Source organism: Streptomyces sp. NPDC091271 (assembly GCF_044757505.1).
GTDB lineage: Bacteria > Actinomycetota > Actinomycetes > Streptomycetales > Streptomycetaceae > Streptomyces.
Genome location: NZ_JBIVVD010000005.1, coordinates 178,557 through 197,468, shown reverse-complemented (window position 1 = coordinate 197,468; position 18,912 = coordinate 178,557). Strand labels below are relative to the sequence as shown.

The window sequence follows — 18,912 nt, the reverse complement described above, 5'->3', positions numbered from 1 at the left end:
CGGCCGGGTCCCCATGAAGGGGCACCCGGCCGTCCGGCGTTCAGCGTTTCACCAGCCGCGCTCGCGCCACTCCGGCAGGTGCGGGCGCTCGGCACCGAGCGTGGTGTCGTGACCGTGCCCCGGATAGACCCATGTCTCGTCCGGGAGCCGGTCGAAGAGCTTGGTCTCCACGTCGTGCAGCAGGCTCGCGAACGCCTCCGGGTCCTTGTGCGTATTGCCTACGCCGCCGGGGAAGAGACAGTCCCCGGTGAACACGTGCGGCGCACCGTGCGGGTCGTCGTACACCAGAGCGATGGACCCCGGGGTGTGACCGGTGAGATGCCTGGCGGTGAGCGAGACCCGGCCCACCCGGATCGTGCCGTCGTCCTCCACGAGCTCGTCGGTCGGGACGGGGATGCCCTCGGCGTCGTATGCCCCGGCGTACGTCCGTGCTCCGGTGGCCGCCACCACCTCGGCGAGCGCCTGCCAGTGGTCGCCGTGCCGGTGCGTCGTGACGACGGACGCGATGCCGTCCTCGCCGATCAGCCGCAGCAGTGTCCCGGCCTCGGCGGCCGCGTCGATCAGGAGCTGCTCGCCGGTGGCCCGGCAGCGCAGCAGATACGCGTTGTTGTTCATCGGTCCGACGGCGACCTTGGAGATCATCAGATCCGTCAGCTCGTGCACATCCGCAGCTCCGCCGACCTTGACCGTTCCGCTGTACGTCATGTGACGCAGCCTATAGCGGCGGCAGCGCGGGAAGGCTGCCGCCTTCCACCGTGAGCGCGGAGCCGTCACGGCGTCCGCAGAGCCAGCCGAGGATGCCGGGTGCCGTGCCGCGGACGGTGACCGGAGTGCCGTCGGCGCCGCCGCCCGTGGTCCACAGCCGGCCGTCCGGGGCGACGGCCGTCGTGGGGACGACATCGGGATGCCCGGCGAACCGTTCCGCCAGGAAGTCGTTCTCCCGGGTCACGAACTCCTCCGGCAGATCCTCCAGCTCGTATCCCACCCCCAGGTCGACGTGATGCAGCTCGACCTCGACCCGGCGGCGGAAGGGGATCCGCGAGGCGGAGTCCGTCACACCGTTGCGCAACGTGACCGTGCGTGACCAGTCGGCCGGCGCCTCGGTGGCGGCGAGGAAGGCCGCTCCGCTCGCACGCAGGTCAGCGAGGTGTTCGGCCACCGGGCGAGGGGCGTCGCGTTCGATGTCGGCGTCCCGGGTTTCGCTGTTCGCGTACATGGGGCGCTCTTGGAGAACATTTACGAGGGCTTCGGCGTTACGTGACAGGTGGGCAAGAACATGGCCGCGGCTCCAGCCCGGCAGGCGCGACGGCTCGGCAACGGCGCCGTCGTCCATCTTGCCCGTGGCGCTGAGCAGCCGATCGGTCGCTTCACGTACAGCTTCCAGGTCGCGCGCATGATCAGTCATGGACCGAGCGTAGACCCCGCCACTCATTCGGGTGATGGAGTCTTCGGTCGGCCGTAAATCGAATGCGCGTGCTATACGCTCGGAGTCGAAAGCTTCGTACATCGCTGTGGCGCCCCCCATACCCTGGGACAGGGGCTCAGTTCCCCCACTTCTCTCCAGAAAGGTGCGGACCGGCGTGGCCGACCGTCTCATCGTCCGTGGCGCGCGCGAGCACAACCTGAAGAACGTCTCGCTCGATCTCCCCCGTGACTCCCTCATCGTCTTCACCGGGCTCTCCGGATCGGGCAAGTCCTCGCTCGCGTTCGACACGATCTTCGCCGAGGGCCAGCGGCGCTACGTGGAGTCCCTCTCCTCGTACGCCCGGCAGTTCCTCGGCCAGATGGACAAGCCGGACGTGGACTTCATCGAAGGCCTCTCGCCCGCCGTCTCCATCGACCAGAAGTCGACCTCGCGCAACCCGCGCTCGACGGTCGGCACCATCACCGAGGTCTACGACTACCTCCGGCTGCTCTTCGCCAGGATCGGCAAGCCGCACTGCCCCGAGTGCGGAAGGCCCATCGCGCGCCAGTCGCCGCAGGCCATCGTCGACAAGGTGCTCGGCCTCCCCGAGGGCAGCCGCTTCCAGGTGCTCTCCCCGCTGGTGCGCGAGCGCAAGGGGGAGTTCGTCGACCTCTTCGCCGACCTCCAGACCAAGGGCTACAGCAGGGCCCGGGTCGACGGCGAGACGATCCAGCTGTCCGAGCCGCCCACGCTGAAGAAGCAGGAGAAGCACACCATCGAGGTGGTCATCGACCGCCTCACGGTGAAGGACAGCGCCAAGCGCCGGCTGACCGACTCCGTCGAGACGGCGCTGGGCCTCTCCGGCGGCATGGTCGTGCTCGACTTCGTCGACCTCGAGGCGGACGACCCCGAGCGTGAGCGGATGTACTCCGAGCACCTCTACTGCCCGTACGACGACCTCTCCTTCGAGGAGCTGGAGCCCCGCTCCTTCTCCTTCAACTCTCCCTTCGGCGCCTGCCCCGACTGCACGGGCATCGGTACGCGCATGGAGGTCGACCCGGAGCTGATCGTCCCGGACGAGGATAAGTCCCTGGACGAGGGCGCGATCCACCCCTGGTCGCACGGCCACACCAAGGAGTACTTCGGGCGCCAGATCACCGCGCTGGCCGACGCCCTCGGATTCCGTACGGACATCCCCTGGGCCGGACTGCCGCAGCGCGCCAAGAAGGCTCTGCTCCACGGCCACAAGATCCAGACCGAGGTCCGCTACCGCAACAGGTACGGGCGCGAGCGTGCCTACACCACGCCCCGCTTCGAGGGCGCCGTCCAGTACGTCAAGCGGCGGCACTCCGAGGCCGAGAGCGACTCCAGCCGGGAGCGCTTCGAGGGCTACATGCGCGAGGTGGCCTGCCCGACCTGTGAGGGCACCCGGCTCAAGCCGCTGGTCCTCGCGGTGACGGTGATGGAGAAGTCCATCGCCGAGGTCGCCGCGATGTCGATCAGCGAGTGCGCCGAGTTCCTGGGCCGCCTCAAGCTGAACGCCCGTGACAAGAAGATCGCCGAGCGGGTCCTCAAGGAGGTCAACGAGCGGCTGCGGTTCCTCGTCGACGTCGGCCTCGACTACCTCTCGCTGAACCGCGCCGCGGGCACCCTGTCCGGCGGTGAGGCCCAGCGCATCCGGCTCGCCACCCAGATCGGTTCGGGGCTCGTCGGCGTGCTGTACGTGCTGGACGAGCCGTCCATCGGCCTGCACCAGCGCGACAACCACCGGCTGATCGAGACCCTGGTCCGGCTGCGGGACATGGGCAACACGCTCATCGTCGTCGAGCACGACGAGGACACCATCAAGGTCGCCGACTGGGTCGTGGACATCGGTCCCGGCGCGGGTGAGCACGGCGGCAAGGTCGTCCACTCCGGCTCGCTCAAGGAGCTCCTGGCCAACAAGGAGTCGATCACCGGCCAGTACCTCTCGGGCAAGAGGGAGATCGAGATGCCGGACATCCGGCGTCCCGTCGACCCTAAGCGCCGGCTCACGGTGCACGGCGCCCGGGAGAACAACCTCCAGGACATCGACGTCTCCTTCCCGCTCGGCGTGCTCACCGCGGTCACCGGCGTCTCCGGTTCGGGCAAGTCGACCCTGGTCAACGACATCCTCTACACCCACCTCGCGCGCGAGCTCAACGGCGCCAAGTCGGTCCCCGGGCGCCACACCCGGGTCGACGGCGACGACCTCGTCGACAAGGTCGTCCACGTCGACCAGTCGCCGATCGGGCGCACACCCCGCTCCAACCCGGCGACGTACACCGGAGTCTTCGACCATGTGCGCCGGCTGTTCGCCGAGACGATGGAGGCGAAGGTGCGCGGCTATCTGCCGGGCCGCTTCTCCTTCAACGTCAAGGGCGGCCGCTGCGAGAACTGCTCCGGCGACGGCACGATCAAGATCGAGATGAACTTCCTGCCCGATGTGTACGTCCCGTGCGAGGTCTGCCACGGCGCGCGCTACAACCGGGAGACCCTGGAGGTCCACTACAAGGGCAAGTCCATCGCCGAGGTGCTGGACATGCCGATCGAGGAGGGCCTGGAGTTCTTCGAGGCCGTCCCGACGATCGCCCGCCACCTCCGCACGCTCAACGAGGTCGGCCTCGGCTACGTCCGGCTCGGCCAGTCCGCGCCGACGCTCTCCGGCGGTGAGGCCCAGCGGGTGAAGCTGGCGAGCGAGCTGCAGAAGCGCTCCACCGGCCGCACGGTCTACGTTCTGGACGAGCCGACGACCGGTCTGCACTTCGAGGACATCAGCAAGCTCATCTCGGTCCTCTCGGGCCTGGTCGACAAGGGCAACACGGTGATCGTCATCGAGCACAACCTCGATGTCGTCAAGACCGCCGACTGGGTCGTCGACATGGGGCCCGAGGGTGGCAGCGGCGGCGGTCTGGTCGTCGCCGAGGGCACCCCGGAGCACATCGCCTCGGTACCGGCCAGCCACACCGGTAAGTTCCTCCAGGAGATCCTGGGCTCGGACCGGATCGGTGAGGCAGCGGTGCCCGCGGCCCGGAAGGCCCGTAAGGCACCGGCGAAGAAGGCCGTCGCCGCGAAGACGTCCACGGCCCGCAGGACCGCCACGGCCAGGACGGCGGGAAAGGCGGCGGCCGAGCAGCCGGCGTCCAAGGCGAAGAAGGCGGCCCGCGCGCGGAAGGGCTGACGCCGTCCGGAGGGGGGCGGGTCCCGCACGTGGGGCCCGTCCCCCTCCGGACAGTCACCTCGCCCGCCCGCGCTCTCCGGGGCCGGTCGAAGGGCCGGCGTTCTCCGCCGGTATCGTCGGGTCTGTCGCCCGTGCCTTCAGGTGCGGCCCGTGCCCGGAGTCCGTGGCACCCGGTGCCCCGGACGGTGACGGCGGCTCTCTGTCCCCCCGACCAGTGGAGACCGCATGCCCGGCCTGCCCGCCGCCCGCCGCACCGTTCTGAAGGGCGCCGCTCTCGCCGGTGCCGCCGGGCTGGGAGCGGCAGCCTGTTCGACCGAGTCGAAGCTCGGCCACGCGCAGACGCCCACGCCCACCGCGCCCGTGGAGCTCGGTGCCGCCGACGAGGTCCCGGTCGGCGGGGCGAAGCTCTACCGGGAGCAGCGAGTCGTCGTGAGCTGCCGGGCCGCCGGGGAGTACAAGGCCTTCAGCGCGCAGTGCACCCACGCGGGCTGCCTCCTGGACAAGGTCGAGGGCAACGAGGGCAACTGCCCCTGCCACGGCAGCCGCTTCGACATGACCACGGGCAAGGCGGTGCAGGGCCCCGCCACCGTGCCGCTGCCCTCCGTCCCGCTGAAGGTCGAGGGCGGAAGGCTCGTCGCGGGCCCCGAAGCCTGACCGGGCCGCCCGTCCCAGGCACCCGGGACCCCGGAAATGCCGCTCTGTCACTGCCCGCAAGTAGGGTGTGAGACATGGCAGACCCCTCCAGCTACCGCCCCAAGCCGGGACAGATCCCCGACTCCCCGGGGGTCTACAAGTTCCGCGACGAGCACCGTCGGGTGATCTACGTCGGGAAGGCGAAGAACCTGCGCCAGCGCCTGGCCAACTACTTCCAGGACCTGGCCGGTCTGCACCCGCGTACCCGCACGATGGTCACCACGGCTGCCTCCGTGGAATGGACCGTGGTCTCCACCGAGGTCGAGGCGCTCCAGCTGGAGTACTCCTGGATCAAGGAGTACGACCCCCGGTTCAACGTCAAGTACCGCGACGACAAGAGCTATCCCTACCTCGCGGTCACGCTCAACGAGGAGTTCCCCCGCGTCCAGGTCATGCGCGGCGCCAAGAAGAAGGGCGTGCGCTACTTCGGTCCGTACGGGCATGCCTGGGCCATTCGCGAGACCGTCGACCTGATGCTCCGGGTCTTTCCCGTGCGCACCTGCTCCGCCGGTGTCTTCAAGAACGCCGAGCGGTCCGGACGCCCCTGTCTCCTCGGGTACATCGGCAAGTGCTCCGCCCCGTGCGTCGGACGGGTCACCCCCGAGGAGCACCGGGACCTGGCCGAGGACTTCTGCGACTTCATGGCAGGCCGCACAGGGACGTACATCCGCCGCCTCGAGAAGGACATGACGCAGGCGGCCGAGGAGATGGAGTACGAGCGTGCGGCCCGGCTGCGCGACGACGCCGAGGCGCTGAAGAGGGCCATGGAGAAGAGCGCCGTCGTCCTCGCCGACGCCACCGACGCCGACCTGATCGCCGTCGCCGAGGACGAGCTCGAAGCGGCGGTCCAGATCTTCCACGTCCGCGGCGGACGGGTGCGAGGGCAGCGCGGCTGGGTCACCGACAAGGTCGAGGCCGTCGACACGGCGGGCCTGGTCGAGCACGCGCTCCAGCAGCTCTACGGGGAGGAGTCGGGCGACTCCGTCCCCAAGGAGGTGCTGATCCCGGCGCTCCCCGAGGACCCCGACGCAGTGTCCGAGTGGCTCGCGGGCCGCAGGGGGTCCCAGGTCAGCCTGCGCATCCCGCAGCGGGGCGACAAGAAGGACCTGATGGGCACGGTCCAGCGCAACGCCCAGCAGGCGCTGGGGCTGCACAAGACCAAGCGCGCCTCCGACCTCACGACGCGCTCGCGTGCTCTGGAGGAGATCGCCGAGGCACTCGGCCTCGGGACCGCTCCGCTGCGCGTCGAGTGCTTCGACATCTCGCACCTCCAGGGCGACGACGTGGTCGCGTCGATGGTGGTCTTCGAGGACGGCCTCGCACGCAAGAGCGAATACCGCCGCTTCCAGATCAAGGGCTTCGAGGGCCAGGACGACGTCCGGTCGATGCACGAGGTCATCGGCCGCCGCTTCAGGCGCTACCTCCACGAGAAGGAGCGGACGGGGGAGTGGGAGGAGACCCCGGCACCCACCGGCCCGGTCCCCGCACCCGCGGAGCTCGCGCCCGGCGGGCCCGTGCCCGCTCAGTCGGCGCCCGGCGGCGCCGTGCCCGCTCAGTCGGCGTCAGACGGCCCCATGCCCGGTGAGCCGTCGCCCGGGGCGGTCGCGCCCGAGGCGCCGGACCCCGCCCTCGTCCGGGAGGAGCCCCGCGAGGACGACGGCCGGCCCAAGCGCTTCGCCTACCCGCCCCAGCTCGTCGTCGTCGACGGAGGCCGGCCCCAGGTGGCCGCCGCCAAGCGCGCGCTGGACGAGCTGGGCATCGACGACATCGCCGTCTGCGGTCTCGCCAAGCGCCTCGAAGAGGTCTGGCTGCCCGATGACGACGATCCGGTGGTCCTGCCCCGCTCCAGCGAGGGGCTCTATCTCCTCCAGCGCATCCGGGACGAGGCCCACCGCTTCGCCATCACCTACCAGCGGGCCAAACGGGCCAAGCGCATCCGCAGCAGCCCCCTGGACGACGTCCCGGGCCTCGGCGAGACCCGCAAGCAGGCGTTGATCAAGCACTTCGGCTCCGTGAAGAAGCTGCGGCAGGCGACAATCGACGAGATCTGCGGGGTGCCGGGGATAGGGCGCAGGACCGCGGAATCGGTGGCTGCCGCCTTCGCCGCGGCCGCCCCGGCCGCACCCGCCGTGAACACCGCCACTGGAGAGATCATTGAAGAGGACGACGGGGGCAGCAGGACATGACCGACCAGACGCATGAACAGCAGAACGAACGCGGCCGAGCAGACGGAGCAGCACACATGAGTACGGGAAGCACCACGGAGAAGGCCGAGGCCACCACGCCCGCCATCCCCGAGCTGGTGATCATCTCCGGCATGTCGGGCGCCGGGCGCAGCACCGCAGCCAAGTGTCTGGAGGACCTCGGCTGGTTCGTCGTCGACAACCTGCCGCCCGCGCTGATCCCCACGATGGTGGAGCTCGGCGCCCGGTCCCAGGGCAACGTCGCCCGCATCGCCGTCGTCGTCGACGTACGGGGCCGCCGCTTCTTCGACAACCTCCGGGAGTCCCTCGCGGACCTGGAGGCCAAGCACGTCACCCGGCGGATCGTCTTCCTGGAGTCCTCCGACGACGCGCTCGTACGCCGTTTCGAATCGGTCCGCCGTCCGCACCCGCTCCAGGGCGACGGCCGCATCGTCGACGGCATCGCCGCCGAGCGTGACCTGCTGCGTGAGCTGCGCGGCGACGCCGACCTCGTCATCGACACGTCCAGCCTCAACGTGCACGAGTTGCGGGCCAAGATGGACGCGCAGTTCGCCGGCGACGAGGAGCCGGAGCTGCGGGCGACGGTGATGTCGTTCGGCTACAAGTACGGGCTGCCGGTCGACGCCGACCTCGTCGTCGACTGCCGCTTCCTGCCGAATCCGCACTGGGTGCCGGAGCTCCGCCCCTTCACCGGACTCAACGAAGAGGTGTCCGACTACGTCTTCGACCAGCCGGGCGCCAAGGAATTCCTCAACCAGTACACCGAGCTGCTCCAGCTCATCGCCGCCGGTTACCGCCGTGAGGGCAAGCGTTACGTGACCATCGCCGTCGGGTGCACGGGCGGCAAGCACCGCTCCGTCGCGATGTCGGAGAAGCTGTCCGCCCGGCTGGCCACCGAAGGGATCGAGACCGTCCTCGTCCACCGGGACATGGGGCGCGAGTGACCAGTCGCAATCCGCGTCAGCGCAGGCTGAGCAGGGCCACGGCCGCGCTCTCCGGCCGTAAGCGCGGCGCACAGCCCAAGGTCGTCGCCCTCGGCGGCGGCATGGGCCTCTCGGCCTCGCTCACGGCGCTGCGCCGAATCACCGGCGATCTCACGGCCGTCGTGACCGTCGCCGACGACGGCGGTTCCAGCGGCCGGCTCCGTGAGGAGCTCGGCGTCCTCCCACCGGGAGACCTGCGCAAGGCGCTCGCCGCGCTCTGCGGGGACGACGAGTGGGGCCAGACCTGGGCCCAGGTCATCCAGCACCGCTTCGAGTCCAAGGGCGACCTGCACGAGCACGCGGTGGGCAATCTGCTCATCGTCGCCCTCTGGGAGCAGCTGGGCGACCATGTCCAGGCCCTCGACCTGGTCGGCAAGCTGCTCGGAGCGCACGGCAGGGTGCTGCCGATGTCCGCCGTCCCCCTCGAGCTCCAGGCCCTCGTACGGGGGCACGACCCGGAGCGCCCCGACGAGACGGTCACGGTGCGCGGACAGGCGACGGTGGCGCTTACCCCGGGGGAGGTGCAGTCGGTCCACGTCGTGCCGGCCGATCCGCCCGCGGTTCCCGAGGCGGTCGCCGCCGTTCTCGACGCCGATTGGGTGGTTCTGGGCCCAGGGTCCTGGTTTTCCTCCGTGATTCCGCATCTGCTGGTCCCGGAGCTGCTCGACGCACTGGTGACCACGAGGGCCCGTAAGGTCCTCTCGCTGAACCTCGCACCACAGCCCGGTGAAACAGAAGGGTTCTCACCGCAGCGTCATTTGGAGGTTTTGGGACGACACGCCCCTAAACTCGCCATGGACGTGGTGCTGGCCGACGAGGCCGCCGTGCCCGACCGCGAGTCCCTCGCCGACGCCGCACAGCGGCTCGGAGCCGCGGTCGAGCTGGCCCCCGTGGCCTCACCCGACGGCGTTCCGATTCATGATCCGGAGCTGTTGGCCGCCGCGTACGACCGTATTTTTCGGATGCATGGAAGGATCGGCCCATGGCGATGACGCCAGCGGTGAAGGACGAAATCTCTCGGCTTCCCGTGACCCGGACCTGCTGCAGAAAGGCAGAGGTCTCGGCGATTCTCCGGTTCGCGGGCGGGCTGCACCTGGTGAGCGGCCGGATCGTGATCGAGGCCGAGCTGGACACGGGGAGCGCGGCACGCCGGCTGAAGCGGGACATCCTGGAGATCTTCGGGCACAGCTCGGAGCTGATCGTGATGGCCCCCGGCGGACTGCGGCGCGGCTCGCGTTTCGTCGTTCGCGTGGTGGCGGGCGGCGACCAGCTGGCCCGCCAGACCGGCCTGGTGGACGGCCGCGGCCGTCCCATCCGGGGTCTCCCCCCGCAGGTGGTCTCGGGGGCCACCTGCGACGCGGAGGCAGCCTGGAGGGGTGCCTTCCTGGCCCACGGTTCGCTCACCGAGCCGGGCCGCTCCTCCTCGCTGGAGGTGACCTGCCCCGGCCCGGAGGCCGCCCTGGCCCTGGTGGGCGCGGCCCGCAGGCTCTCCATCGCCGCCAAGGCGCGCGAGGTGCGGGGGGTGGACCGTGTCGTCGTCCGTGACGGCGACGCGATCGGCGCGCTGCTGACCCGTCTGGGAGCCCATGACGCGGTGCTCGCCTGGGAGGAGCGCCGGATGCGGCGCGAGGTCCGCGCCACGGCCAACCGGCTCGCCAACTTCGACGACGCCAATCTCCGCCGCTCCGCCCGTGCCGCGGTCGCCGCGGGCGCCCGCGTGGGGCGCGCGCTGGAGATCCTGGGCGAGGAGGTCCCGGAGCACCTCGCCGCGGCCGGACGGCTGCGCATGGAGCACAAGCAGGCCTCGCTGGAGGAGCTGGGAGCGCTCGCCGACCCGCCGCTGACCAAGGACGCGGTCGCGGGCAGGATCAGGCGTCTGCTGGCCATGGCCGACAAGCGGGCCCAGGACCTCGGTATTCCCGGCACGGAATCGACCCTCAGCGAGGAGCTGGCCGACGGCCTCGTGGGGTGAGAGCCGTAGCAGGGCCCCGGCCGCCCCGTCGGGCGCGGCCGGGGCCCTGCCGCCTTCCGGCTCCAGGAAACGCGGGGGCCGGGTCCCTGGAGGCCGCGGGCGGCAATATCGTCTCCGGCCGGGGACGAAGTCTTCCGTATGGGACGCAGAGCTTTTCCCTAATGGTTTTTCGAGCGCCACCCCGCACGATTGAGCGGGTGAACTCATCAGTTCCGCCGTCCGCATCCCCCAGAAGTGTGCAGTTGGCCTGCCACTTTCATCGATTGAGTACCGCTCCGCACAATTGAGCGTGGCGCTTGCGGGGCCGGCCCGGGGTTTGGCAGAAAATGATCCGCAGAAACCATTGCCGACGCCCCTGGGTGGCGGAGCCGCGACAACTGAGCCGACATCAGTGACTCGCGGGGGTGAGAGGGCGGCGGTAGTTCTCGCGCCACAAGGGGCCTGGCCACGCCGGGTGTTGACGCTTGATGGCCGGGTGGTGCGACGACCGTCCCCGCTGGTTCCGTCGACCGGAATCCCTTACTCCTACTCGGTAGTAAGGGGATCCCTTTTCGCACCACCGCTCTCGATGTCACTCCGGAGCCTTCGGAGAGGTAGGGTCGGAGGCGGTCGGGGACATCCCTATAAAACTCGCCGGCATCGAAACCGGCGTTCCTAACGAGGAGATCGGTTCGTGACGATCCGCGTAGGCATCAACGGCTTTGGCCGCATCGGTCGTAACTACTTCCGCGCGCTGCTGGAGCAGGGTGCGGACATCGAGATCGTGGCTGTCAACGACCTGGGTGACACTGCGACCACGGCTCACCTGCTGAAGTACGACACCATTCTGGGTCGTCTCAAGGCAGAGGTCAGCCACACCGCCGACACCATCACCGTCGACGGTCACACCATCAAGGTGCTCTCCGAGCGCAACCCGGCCGACATCCCCTGGGGTCAGCTGGGCGTCGACATCGTCATCGAGTCGACCGGCATCTTCACCAAGAAGGCCGACGCCGAGAAGCACATCGCCGGTGGCGCCAAGAAGGTCCTCATCTCGGCTCCGGCCAAGGACGAGGACATCACCATCGTGATGGGCGTCAACCAGGACAAGTACGACGCGGCCAACCACCACGTCATCTCCAACGCCTCCTGCACCACCAACTGTGTGGCGCCGATGGCCAAGGTTCTCGACGAGAACTTCGGCATCGTCAAGGGCCTGATGACGACGGTCCACGCGTACACGAACGACCAGCGCATCCTGGACTTCCCGCACTCGGACCTGCGTCGCGCCCGCGCCGCCGCCGAGAACATCATCCCGACCACGACGGGCGCCGCCAAGGCGACCGCCCTGGTCCTCCCGCAGCTCAAGGGCAAGCTCGACGGCATCGCGATGCGCGTCCCGGTTCCGACCGGCTCCGCCACCGACCTCGTCGTGACCCTTCAGCGCGAGGTCACCAAGGACGAGGTCAACGCCGCGTTCAAGAAGGCGTCCGACGACGGCGACCTCAAGGGCTTCCTGACCTACACCGAGGACCCGATCGTGTCCTCGGACATCGTCGGTGACCCGTCGTCCTGCACCTTCGACTCCTCCCTGACCATGGTCCAGGAGGGCAACTCGGTGAAGATCCTCGGCTGGTACGACAACGAGTGGGGTTACTCCAACCGCCTCGTCGACCTGACCGTCTTCGTCGGCGGCCAGCTCTGATCCTAGGATCGACAGGCATCCAGGTGTGATGTGAGGGGCTCGGACGGCGCGACGCGGCGCCGTCCGAGCCCCCTCGCATGCTCATCCGTCCTTCCAAGGAGTATGGGAACAGAGATGAAGACGATCGACGAACTTCTCGACGAAGGGGTCGCGGGCAAGCGGGTATTCGTCCGCGCCGACCTCAATGTGCCGCTGGACGGCACCACGATCACCGATGACGGCCGCATCCGCGCTGTCCAGCCGACGATCGCCCGGCTCGCCGCAGCCGGCGCGCGGGTCGTCGTCGCCTCGCACCTGGGCCGCCCCAAGGGCGCCCCGGACCCGGCCTTCTCGCTCGCCCCCGCCGCCGCGCGCCTGGGCGAGCTGCTCGGTGCCGAGGCCGCCTTCGCGACCGACACCGTCGGCGAGTCCGCCCGCTCCACGGTCGCAGCTCTCACCGACGGCCAGGTCGCCGTCATCGAGAACCTCCGCTTCAACGCCGGCGAGACGTCGAAGGACGACGCCGAGCGCGGCGCCTTCGCCGATCAGCTCGCCGAGCTCGCCGATGTGTACGTGGGCGACGGCTTCGGTGCCGTCCACCGCAAGCACGCCTCGGTCTTCGACCTCCCGGCCCGGCTGCCGCACGCGGCCGGAAGCCTGATCGCCACCGAGGTCGGTGTCCTGAAGAAGCTCACCGAGGACGTCACGCGCCCCTACGCCGTGGTCCTCGGCGGCTCGAAGGTCTCCGACAAGCTCGGTGTCATCGACCACCTGCTGGAGAAGGCCGACCGCATCCTCATCGGCGGCGGGATGGCCTACACCTTCCTCAAGGCCAAGGGGTACGAGGTCGGCAGCTCCCTCCTCCAGGAGGACCAGATCCCGGCGGTGCTCGAATACCTCAAGCGCGCCGAGGAGAAGGGTGTGGAGTTCGTGCTCCCCGTGGACGTCGTCGTCTCGGAGCAGTTCCCCGACCTCAAGGCCAAGACCCCGGGCAACCCCACCACCGTCGCCGCCGACGCCATTCCCGCCGGCGCGATGGGGCTGGACAACGGCCCGGAGACCAACAAGCTGTATGCCTCGAAGCTCGCCGACGCGGCCACCGTCTTCTGGAACGGCCCGATGGGCGTCTTCGAGCACCCCGACTACGCCGAGGGCACCAGGGCGGTCGCCCAGGCCCTCGTCGACTCCGAGGCATTCACCGTCGTCGGCGGCGGCGACTCCGCGGCCGCCGTCCGCATCCTGGGCTTCGACGAGAACGCATTCGGCCACATCTCGACCGGTGGCGGCGCCAGCCTCGAATACCTCGAGGGCAAGACGCTTCCCGGCCTCGCCGCACTGGAGGACTGACCTTTCATGACCACCCGCACCCCGCTCATGGCGGGCAACTGGAAGATGAACCTCAACCACCTCGAGGCCATCGCCCACGTCCAGAAGCTCGCCTTCGCCCTCGCCGACAAGGACTACGACGCGGTCGAGGTCGCCGTCCTGCCGCCCTTCACCGACCTGCGCTCCGTGCAGACGCTGGTCGACGGAGACAAGCTGAAGATCAAGTACGGCGCCCAGGACATCTCGGCCCAGGACTCCGGCGCGTACACCGGTGAGATCTCCGGACCGATGCTCGCCAAGCTGAAGTGCACGTACGTGGCCGTCGGCCACAGCGAGCGCCGCCAGTACCACGGTGAGAACGACGAGATCTGCAACGCCAAGGTGAAGGCCGCGTACAAGCACGGCCTGACCCCGATCCTGTGCGTCGGCGAGGGCCTGGACATCCGCAAGGCGGGTGACCAGGTGTCCTACACGCTGGCGCAACTCGACGGTGCCCTGAAGGACATCCCGGCCGAGCAGGCCGAGTCCATCGTGATCGCCTACGAGCCGGTCTGGGCCATCGGGACCGGCGAGGTCGCCACCCCCGAGGACGCGCAGGAGGTCTGCGGCGCGATCCGCGGCCGTCTCTCGGAGCTGTACTCGCAGGAGCTGGCCGACGCGGTCCGCATCCAGTACGGCGGCTCGGTGAAGTCCGGCAATGTCGCGGCCATCATGGCGCAGCCGGACGTCGACGGTGCCCTCATCGGCGGCGCCGCTCTCGACGCCGACGAGTTCGTCAAGATCGTCCGCTTCCGCGACCAGTGAGTATGCGGTAGCGCGGATCCGTCGTACCCTTGCGGGGGCCGAGGGGGGTCTACCCCCGGGCCCCCGCTGTTCGTACATGCAGTCCTAGGAATTCCGGAAAGTAGGGACCAGCCGTGGTTTTGGCGTTCGAGATCGCCCTGATCGTCTTCAGCCTGCTGCTGATGCTGCTGGTGCTGATGCACAAGGGGAAGGGCGGCGGCCTTTCCGACATGTTCGGTGGTGGAATGCAGTCCTCCGTCGGCGGCTCCTCGGTCGCGGAGCGGAACCTCGACCGCATCACCGTTGTGGTCGGTCTGGGTTGGTTCGCGTGCATTGTCGTCCTTGCTCTGCTCATCAAGCTGGACAGCTGACCCGTCGTCCGCGATTCCTTGTGAGGGTGTAACTCCTTTCACTGGACGCGCGTTGGGCCTTACGTAGACTGGGGCATCTTCGAGCACCATCACGCAGGGAGTTACGACCGTGGCAAGTGGCAACGCGATCCGGGGAAGCCGGGTCGGAGCGGGGCCGATGGGGGAGGCCGAGCGCGGCGAGTCCGCGCCACGCGCCCGCATCTCCTTCTGGTGCTCGAACGGGCACGAGACGCAGCCGAGCTTCGCCCATGACGCGCAGGTACCGGAGACCTGGGACTGCCCGCGCTGCGGCTTCCCGGCCGGACAGGACCGGGACAGCCCGCCGGCCCCCCCGCGCACGGAGCCGTACAAGACGCACCTGGCGTACGTGCGCGAGCGGCGCAGCGACGCGGACGGCGAGGCGATCCTCGCCGAAGCCCTCGCGAAACTCCGCGGCGAGATCTAGGGCCTGTCGTTCCTTATCCAAACGGAAGACCCTCACTTTTCACCGGCCGGTCACCCTCTGGGTGCCCGGCCGGAATCGTCATGTCGCCCACCAGCTCGCCGATGCCCCGTCGGACCCTCCAGATCAATTAGGTTGGAGGGGCAGCGGGGAAGGTTGCAGGTACGAGAGAAGTGGGCGATTTCCGGGATGAACGCACAAAGCCGAACCAAGCTCAACCAGATGCCCGAGTGGACGGCTCTCGGCAAGCACCGTGAGCAGCTCGGGGAGACGCATCTGCGGCAGCTGTTCGCGGACGCGCCGGACCGGGGGAAGCAGTACACCCTCCGGGTCGGCGACCTCCACATCGACTACTCCAAGCACCTGGTCACCGATGAGACGCTGCGGCTGCTGCGCGAGCTCGCGGCCGCCACGGACGTGGCCGGGCTGCGGGACGCCATGTTCCGCGGCGAAAAGATCAACACGACGGAGGACCGCGCCGTCCTGCACACCGCGCTCCGCGCGCCGCGGGGCGCCGTGATCGAGGTCGACGGCGAGAACGTGGTGCCGGCCGTGCACGCCGTCCTCGACAGGATGGCCGCCTTCTCCGACCGGATCCGGTCGGGCGAGTGGACCGGCCACACCGGCAAGCCGATCAAGAACATCGTCAACATCGGCATCGGCGGCTCGGACCTCGGCCCCGCCATGGCGTACGAGGTCCTGCGCTCCTTCACGGACCGCTCGCTCACCGTCCGCTTCGTGTCGAACGTCGACGGCGCCGACCTCCACGAGGCGGTACAGGGCCTCGACCCGGCCGAGACCCTCTTCATCGTCGCGTCCAAGACCTTCACGACGATCGAGACCATCACCAACGCCACCTCCGCCCGCGACTGGCTGCTCACCGAGCTGAGGGCCGGTCAGGACGCCGTCGCCAAGCACTTCGTGGCGCTGTCGACCAACGCGGAGAAGGTCGCGGACTTCGGCATCGACACGGCCAACATGTTCGAGTTCTGGGACTGGGTCGGAGGCCGGTACTCCTACGACTCGGCGATCGGCCTGTCGCTGATGATCGCCATCGGACCGGACCGGTTCCGCGAGATGCTCGACGGCTTCCACCTCGTCGACGAGCACTTCCGCACCGCTCCCGCCGAGGAGAACGCCCCGCTGCTGCTGGGCCTGTTGGGCATCTGGTACGGCCAGTTCTTCGACGCGCAGTCGCACGCGGTGCTGCCGTACAGCCACTATCTGTCCAAGTTCACCGCGTACTTGCAGCAGCTGGACATGGAGTCCAACGGCAAGTCCGTGGACCGGGACGGCGATCCGGTGGAGTGGGAGACCGGCCCGGTCGTCTGGGGCACCCCCGGCACCAACGGGCAGCACGCCTACTACCAGCTGATCCACCAGGGCACCAAGATCATCCCGGCCGACTTCATCGGCTTCGCCGCACCGGTCCAGGACCTGCTGCCCGGGCTGATCGCCCAGCACGACCTGCTGATGGCCAACTTCTTCGCCCAGACCCAGGCGCTCGCCTTCGGCAAGACGCCCGAGGAGGTCCGCGCCGAGGGCGTGCCCGGGGAGCTCGTGCCGCACAAGACGTTCCGCGGTAACCACCCGACGACCACGATCCTCGCGGACCGGCTCACCCCCTCGGTGCTCGGCCAGCTGATCGCGCTGTACGAGCACAAGGTCTTCGTCCAGGGCGCCGTCTGGAACATCGACTCCTTCGACCAGTGGGGCGTCGAGCTCGGCAAGGTCCTCGCCAAGAAGATCGAGCCGGTCCTCACCGAGGGCACCGGCGGCGAACAGCTGGACAGCTCCACCGCCGCGCTCGTCTCGACGTACCGCTCGCTGCGGGGCCGCTGAGCGATGACCACGGGGGAGGGGACGATACGGCTCAGGCCGCCGCGCAACGCGCCCGACCGCCGGGCCGTCGGCTGGTGGCGGGCCCAGTGGCTGCTGCTGACCGCGGCACCGGTCGCGGTCCTCGGCATCCTGGGCGCGCTCATCGGGCCCGCCAGATCCTGGCTGCTGATGCCCGCCGCCGTGCTCGCCGCCGTCGGCCTGCTGTGCGCCGTCCTCTTCCCCTTCTGGTGGTTCCGTACCCACCGCTGGGAGGTCACCGACGAGGCGGTCTATGTGAGCACCGGTGCCTTCCTGCGGGAGTGGCGTATCGCGCCGATGTCCCGCATCCAGACCGTGGACACCGTGCGGGGCCCGCTGGAACAGCTCTTCGGGCTGGCGACGGTCACCGTCACCACCGCGTCCGCCAAGGGCGCCGTACAGATCGAAGGCCTGACGCACCAGGTCGCGGCCGAGCTCGCCGAGCGGCTGACCCGGATCACCCAGGAGACCCCCGGGGACGCGACATGAGCACGGCCGTCGACAGCGGCCCGGGCTGGCGGCGGCTCCATCGCCGGACGGTCCTGGTCACCGCGCTGGTCACGGCGGGGGTCGCGGCGGGCGCGGCCGTGCCGGTCACGGTCGCGCTGTCAGGCCGTCTCGGATACGCGGCGGCCATCGGCTGGGTCCTGGCGGGCGCCGCCCTGCTGATCGGCTGCGCGGCCGCCGGTGACTACGTACGGTGGCGGCGCACCCGCTACCGGGTCGGCACCGAGCGCGTGGACCTGCACACCGGGCTCCTCCTGGTGAAGCGCCGCTCGCTCGCCCGCGAGCGGATCCGCAGCGTCGACCTCACCGCCCATCCGCTGCTGCGGATCCTGGGGATGGTCTCGGTCCGCATCGGCACCGGTGAGCACTCGGGCGGCGACTCCACGCTCACGCTGGACCCCGTTTCCCGCGCCGAGGGTGAGCGGCTGCGCCGCGAGCTCCTCGACCGTGCCGCATCCGGGGCCTCCGGAACGCACCGTGAGGGGGAACTGGCCACGCTCGACCTCCGCTGGGTCCGCTACGCACCGGTCTCCTTCGTCGCGCCCATGCTCGGGGGCGCGGCGGCCGGCGGTGTGATGCAGATCAGTGAATGGGTCGGTGCGCAGGGCGAGGTGATCGACTGGGTCGCCGACCGCTTCCGGGACACACCGCTGGTCTGGGCGATCGTCACCCTGGTCGTGGCGGCGCTGGTCGCCGGTGTCGTCGGAGCGCTCGGCCTGTGGATCGAGATGTGGTGGAACTACAGACTCGAGCGTGAACCGGGCGGCACCCTGCGGGTGCGGCGCGGACTGTTCACCTCACGCTCCCTGTCCGTCGAGGAACGGCGCCTGCGCGGGGTGGACCTGGTGGAGCCCCTGGGCGTGCGGCTCGCGGGCGCCGCTCGGGTCGACGCGATCGCCACCGGCCTGACCAAGGACGAGGAGCGGCACGCCGACCACGAGACCCTGCTGCCGGCCGCGCCCCGCGCACTGGCCGACTCCATCGCCGCGGAGGTGCTGCGCGAGCCGGTCTCCCCGACGGGCGCCTCCCTGACCGGCCACCCCCTCGCCGCCAGGAGCCGCCGGCTCCGCCGTGCCCTGTCCGTCGCCCTGGCACCCGTGCTGGTCCAGGTGGTCCTGGGGGTCCTGCTGACGCCCGTGCTGCTCCGGACCGCGCTCGCCTGCGCGGTGGTGTCCGTGCCCGTCGCCGTGCTCCTGGCCGTCGACGCGTACCGCTCGCTGGGCCACGCGCTCAGCGGCAGCTACTTGGTGACCCGCTCAGGTACCGTCCGGCGGTCCACAGCGGCTCTGCAGCGGGCGGGTGTGATCGGCTGGACGGTGAAGCAGTCCTGGTTCCAGCGCCGGGCGGGGCTGCTGAGCGTCACCGCCACGACGGCCGCCGGAGGTGGCGCCTACACGGCGCACGACACCGACGCGTCCGAAGGTCTCCGCTTCGCCGCCGACGCCGTGCCGGGGCTGCTGGAGCCCTTCCTGGACCGGGACTGAGCCGAGGGGGCACGGTGTCC

Annotated in this window: 16 protein-coding genes; 14 read left to right on the top strand and 2 right to left on the bottom strand. The window is 69.8% G+C overall.

Going from position 1 to position 18,912, the window contains the following annotated elements; genetic code table 11:
* Positions 1 to 48: 48 nt before the first annotated feature.
* Positions 49 to 705: an MBL fold metallo-hydrolase gene (locus tag ACIQM3_RS22055; protein WP_401626812.1), complete on the bottom strand. Its 657-nt coding sequence runs from the start codon at positions 703 to 705 to the stop codon at positions 49 to 51.
* Between the two features lie 10 nt (positions 706 to 715).
* Positions 716 to 1,405: a maleylpyruvate isomerase family mycothiol-dependent enzyme gene (locus ACIQM3_RS22050; protein ID WP_401626810.1), complete on the bottom strand. Its 690-nt coding sequence runs from the start codon at positions 1,403 to 1,405 to the stop codon at positions 716 to 718.
* A gap of 175 nt (positions 1,406 to 1,580) precedes the next feature.
* Here ACIQM3_RS22050 and uvrA point away from each other — a divergent pair, with 175 nt between their 5' ends.
* From uvrA to ACIQM3_RS21980, 14 genes are all read left to right on the top strand, one after another.
* Positions 1,581 to 4,604 carry an excinuclease ABC subunit UvrA gene (gene uvrA, locus ACIQM3_RS22045; protein ID WP_401626809.1) on the top strand — a complete coding sequence of 1,008 codons (3,024 nt, stop codon included), beginning with the start codon at positions 1,581 to 1,583 and terminating at the stop codon, positions 4,602 to 4,604.
* A gap of 225 nt (positions 4,605 to 4,829) precedes the next feature.
* Positions 4,830 to 5,258 carry a Rieske (2Fe-2S) protein gene (locus ACIQM3_RS22040; RefSeq protein WP_401626807.1) on the top strand — a complete coding sequence of 143 codons (429 nt, stop codon included), beginning with the start codon at positions 4,830 to 4,832 and terminating at the stop codon, positions 5,256 to 5,258.
* 74 nt (positions 5,259 to 5,332) lie between these two features.
* Positions 5,333 to 7,483: an excinuclease ABC subunit UvrC gene (uvrC, locus tag ACIQM3_RS22035; RefSeq protein WP_401626805.1), complete on the top strand. Its 2,151-nt coding sequence runs from the start codon at positions 5,333 to 5,335 to the stop codon at positions 7,481 to 7,483.
* Positions 7,480 to 8,445, top strand: a complete 966-nt coding sequence (rapZ, locus tag ACIQM3_RS22030; RefSeq protein ID WP_401626803.1) for an RNase adapter RapZ — start codon at positions 7,480 to 7,482, stop codon at positions 8,443 to 8,445. Before uvrC ends, rapZ begins: the two co-directional genes overlap by 4 nt.
* Entirely contained in the window at positions 8,442 to 9,476 is a 1,035-nt protein-coding gene (yvcK, locus tag ACIQM3_RS22025) for a uridine diphosphate-N-acetylglucosamine-binding protein YvcK (RefSeq protein ID WP_401626801.1), read from the top strand. The genes rapZ and yvcK overlap by 4 nt, the downstream gene beginning before the upstream one ends.
* Entirely contained in the window at positions 9,467 to 10,456 is a 990-nt protein-coding gene (whiA, locus tag ACIQM3_RS22020; RefSeq protein ID WP_104789934.1) for a DNA-binding protein WhiA, read from the top strand. Before yvcK ends, whiA begins: the two co-directional genes overlap by 10 nt.
* 673 nt (positions 10,457 to 11,129) lie before the next feature.
* Entirely contained in the window at positions 11,130 to 12,140 is a 1,011-nt protein-coding gene (gap, locus tag ACIQM3_RS22015; RefSeq protein WP_104789935.1) for a type I glyceraldehyde-3-phosphate dehydrogenase, read from the top strand.
* A gap of 114 nt (positions 12,141 to 12,254) precedes the next feature.
* Entirely contained in the window at positions 12,255 to 13,466 is a 1,212-nt protein-coding gene (locus ACIQM3_RS22010) for a phosphoglycerate kinase (protein WP_401626799.1), read from the top strand.
* Positions 13,467 to 13,472: 6 nt separating this feature from the next.
* Complete coding sequence (gene tpiA / locus ACIQM3_RS22005; RefSeq protein WP_401626797.1) at positions 13,473 to 14,249, top strand: triose-phosphate isomerase; 777 nt, start codon at positions 13,473 to 13,475, stop codon at positions 14,247 to 14,249.
* A gap of 113 nt (positions 14,250 to 14,362) precedes the next feature.
* Positions 14,363 to 14,599 carry a preprotein translocase subunit SecG gene (gene secG / locus ACIQM3_RS22000; RefSeq protein ID WP_031094498.1) on the top strand — a complete coding sequence of 79 codons (237 nt, stop codon included), beginning with the start codon at positions 14,363 to 14,365 and terminating at the stop codon, positions 14,597 to 14,599.
* A gap of 109 nt (positions 14,600 to 14,708) precedes the next feature.
* A complete protein-coding gene (locus ACIQM3_RS21995; protein WP_099176117.1) occupies positions 14,709 to 15,044 on the top strand; it encodes an RNA polymerase-binding protein RbpA in 336 nt (111 codons plus the stop codon).
* Positions 15,045 to 15,230: 186 nt separating this feature from the next.
* The gene (pgi, locus tag ACIQM3_RS21990) at positions 15,231 to 16,883 is read left to right on the top strand and encodes a glucose-6-phosphate isomerase (RefSeq protein ID WP_401626796.1); all 1,653 of its coding nucleotides are present in this window, start codon (positions 15,231 to 15,233) and stop codon (positions 16,881 to 16,883) included.
* A 3-nt stretch (positions 16,884 to 16,886) separates the two neighbouring features.
* The gene (locus tag ACIQM3_RS21985; protein ID WP_401626794.1) at positions 16,887 to 17,390 is read left to right on the top strand and encodes a PH domain-containing protein; all 504 of its coding nucleotides are present in this window, start codon (positions 16,887 to 16,889) and stop codon (positions 17,388 to 17,390) included.
* Entirely contained in the window at positions 17,387 to 18,892 is a 1,506-nt protein-coding gene (locus ACIQM3_RS21980) for a PH domain-containing protein (protein WP_401626793.1), read from the top strand. Before ACIQM3_RS21985 ends, ACIQM3_RS21980 begins: the two co-directional genes overlap by 4 nt.
* Positions 18,893 to 18,912: the final 20 nt, after the last annotated feature.

Bases quoted from the DNA above. Each gene is read 5' to 3' on its own strand.
- ACIQM3_RS21985 (WP_401626794.1), top strand. From the start codon at position 16,887: ATGACCACGGGGGAGGGGACGATACGGCTCAGGCCGCCGCGCAACGCG.
- tpiA (WP_401626797.1), top strand. From the start codon at position 13,473: ATGACCACCCGCACCCCGCTCATGGCGGGCAACTGGAAGATGAACCTC.
- ACIQM3_RS22010 (WP_401626799.1), top strand. From the start codon at position 12,255: ATGAAGACGATCGACGAACTTCTCGACGAAGGGGTCGCGGGCAAGCGG.
- uvrC (WP_401626805.1), top strand. From the start codon at position 5,333: ATGGCAGACCCCTCCAGCTACCGCCCCAAGCCGGGACAGATCCCCGAC.
- rapZ (WP_401626803.1), top strand. From the start codon at position 7,480: ATGACCGACCAGACGCATGAACAGCAGAACGAACGCGGCCGAGCAGAC.
- pgi (WP_401626796.1), top strand. From the start codon at position 15,231: ATGAACGCACAAAGCCGAACCAAGCTCAACCAGATGCCCGAGTGGACG.
- ACIQM3_RS22055 (WP_401626812.1), bottom strand. From the start codon at position 705: ATGACGTACAGCGGAACGGTCAAGGTCGGCGGAGCTGCGGATGTGCAC.
- whiA (WP_104789934.1), top strand. From the start codon at position 9,467: ATGGCGATGACGCCAGCGGTGAAGGACGAAATCTCTCGGCTTCCCGTG.
- ACIQM3_RS22040 (WP_401626807.1), top strand. From the start codon at position 4,830: ATGCCCGGCCTGCCCGCCGCCCGCCGCACCGTTCTGAAGGGCGCCGCT.
- ACIQM3_RS22050 (WP_401626810.1), bottom strand. From the start codon at position 1,405: ATGACTGATCATGCGCGCGACCTGGAAGCTGTACGTGAAGCGACCGAT.
- ACIQM3_RS21980 (WP_401626793.1), top strand. From the start codon at position 17,387: ATGAGCACGGCCGTCGACAGCGGCCCGGGCTGGCGGCGGCTCCATCGC.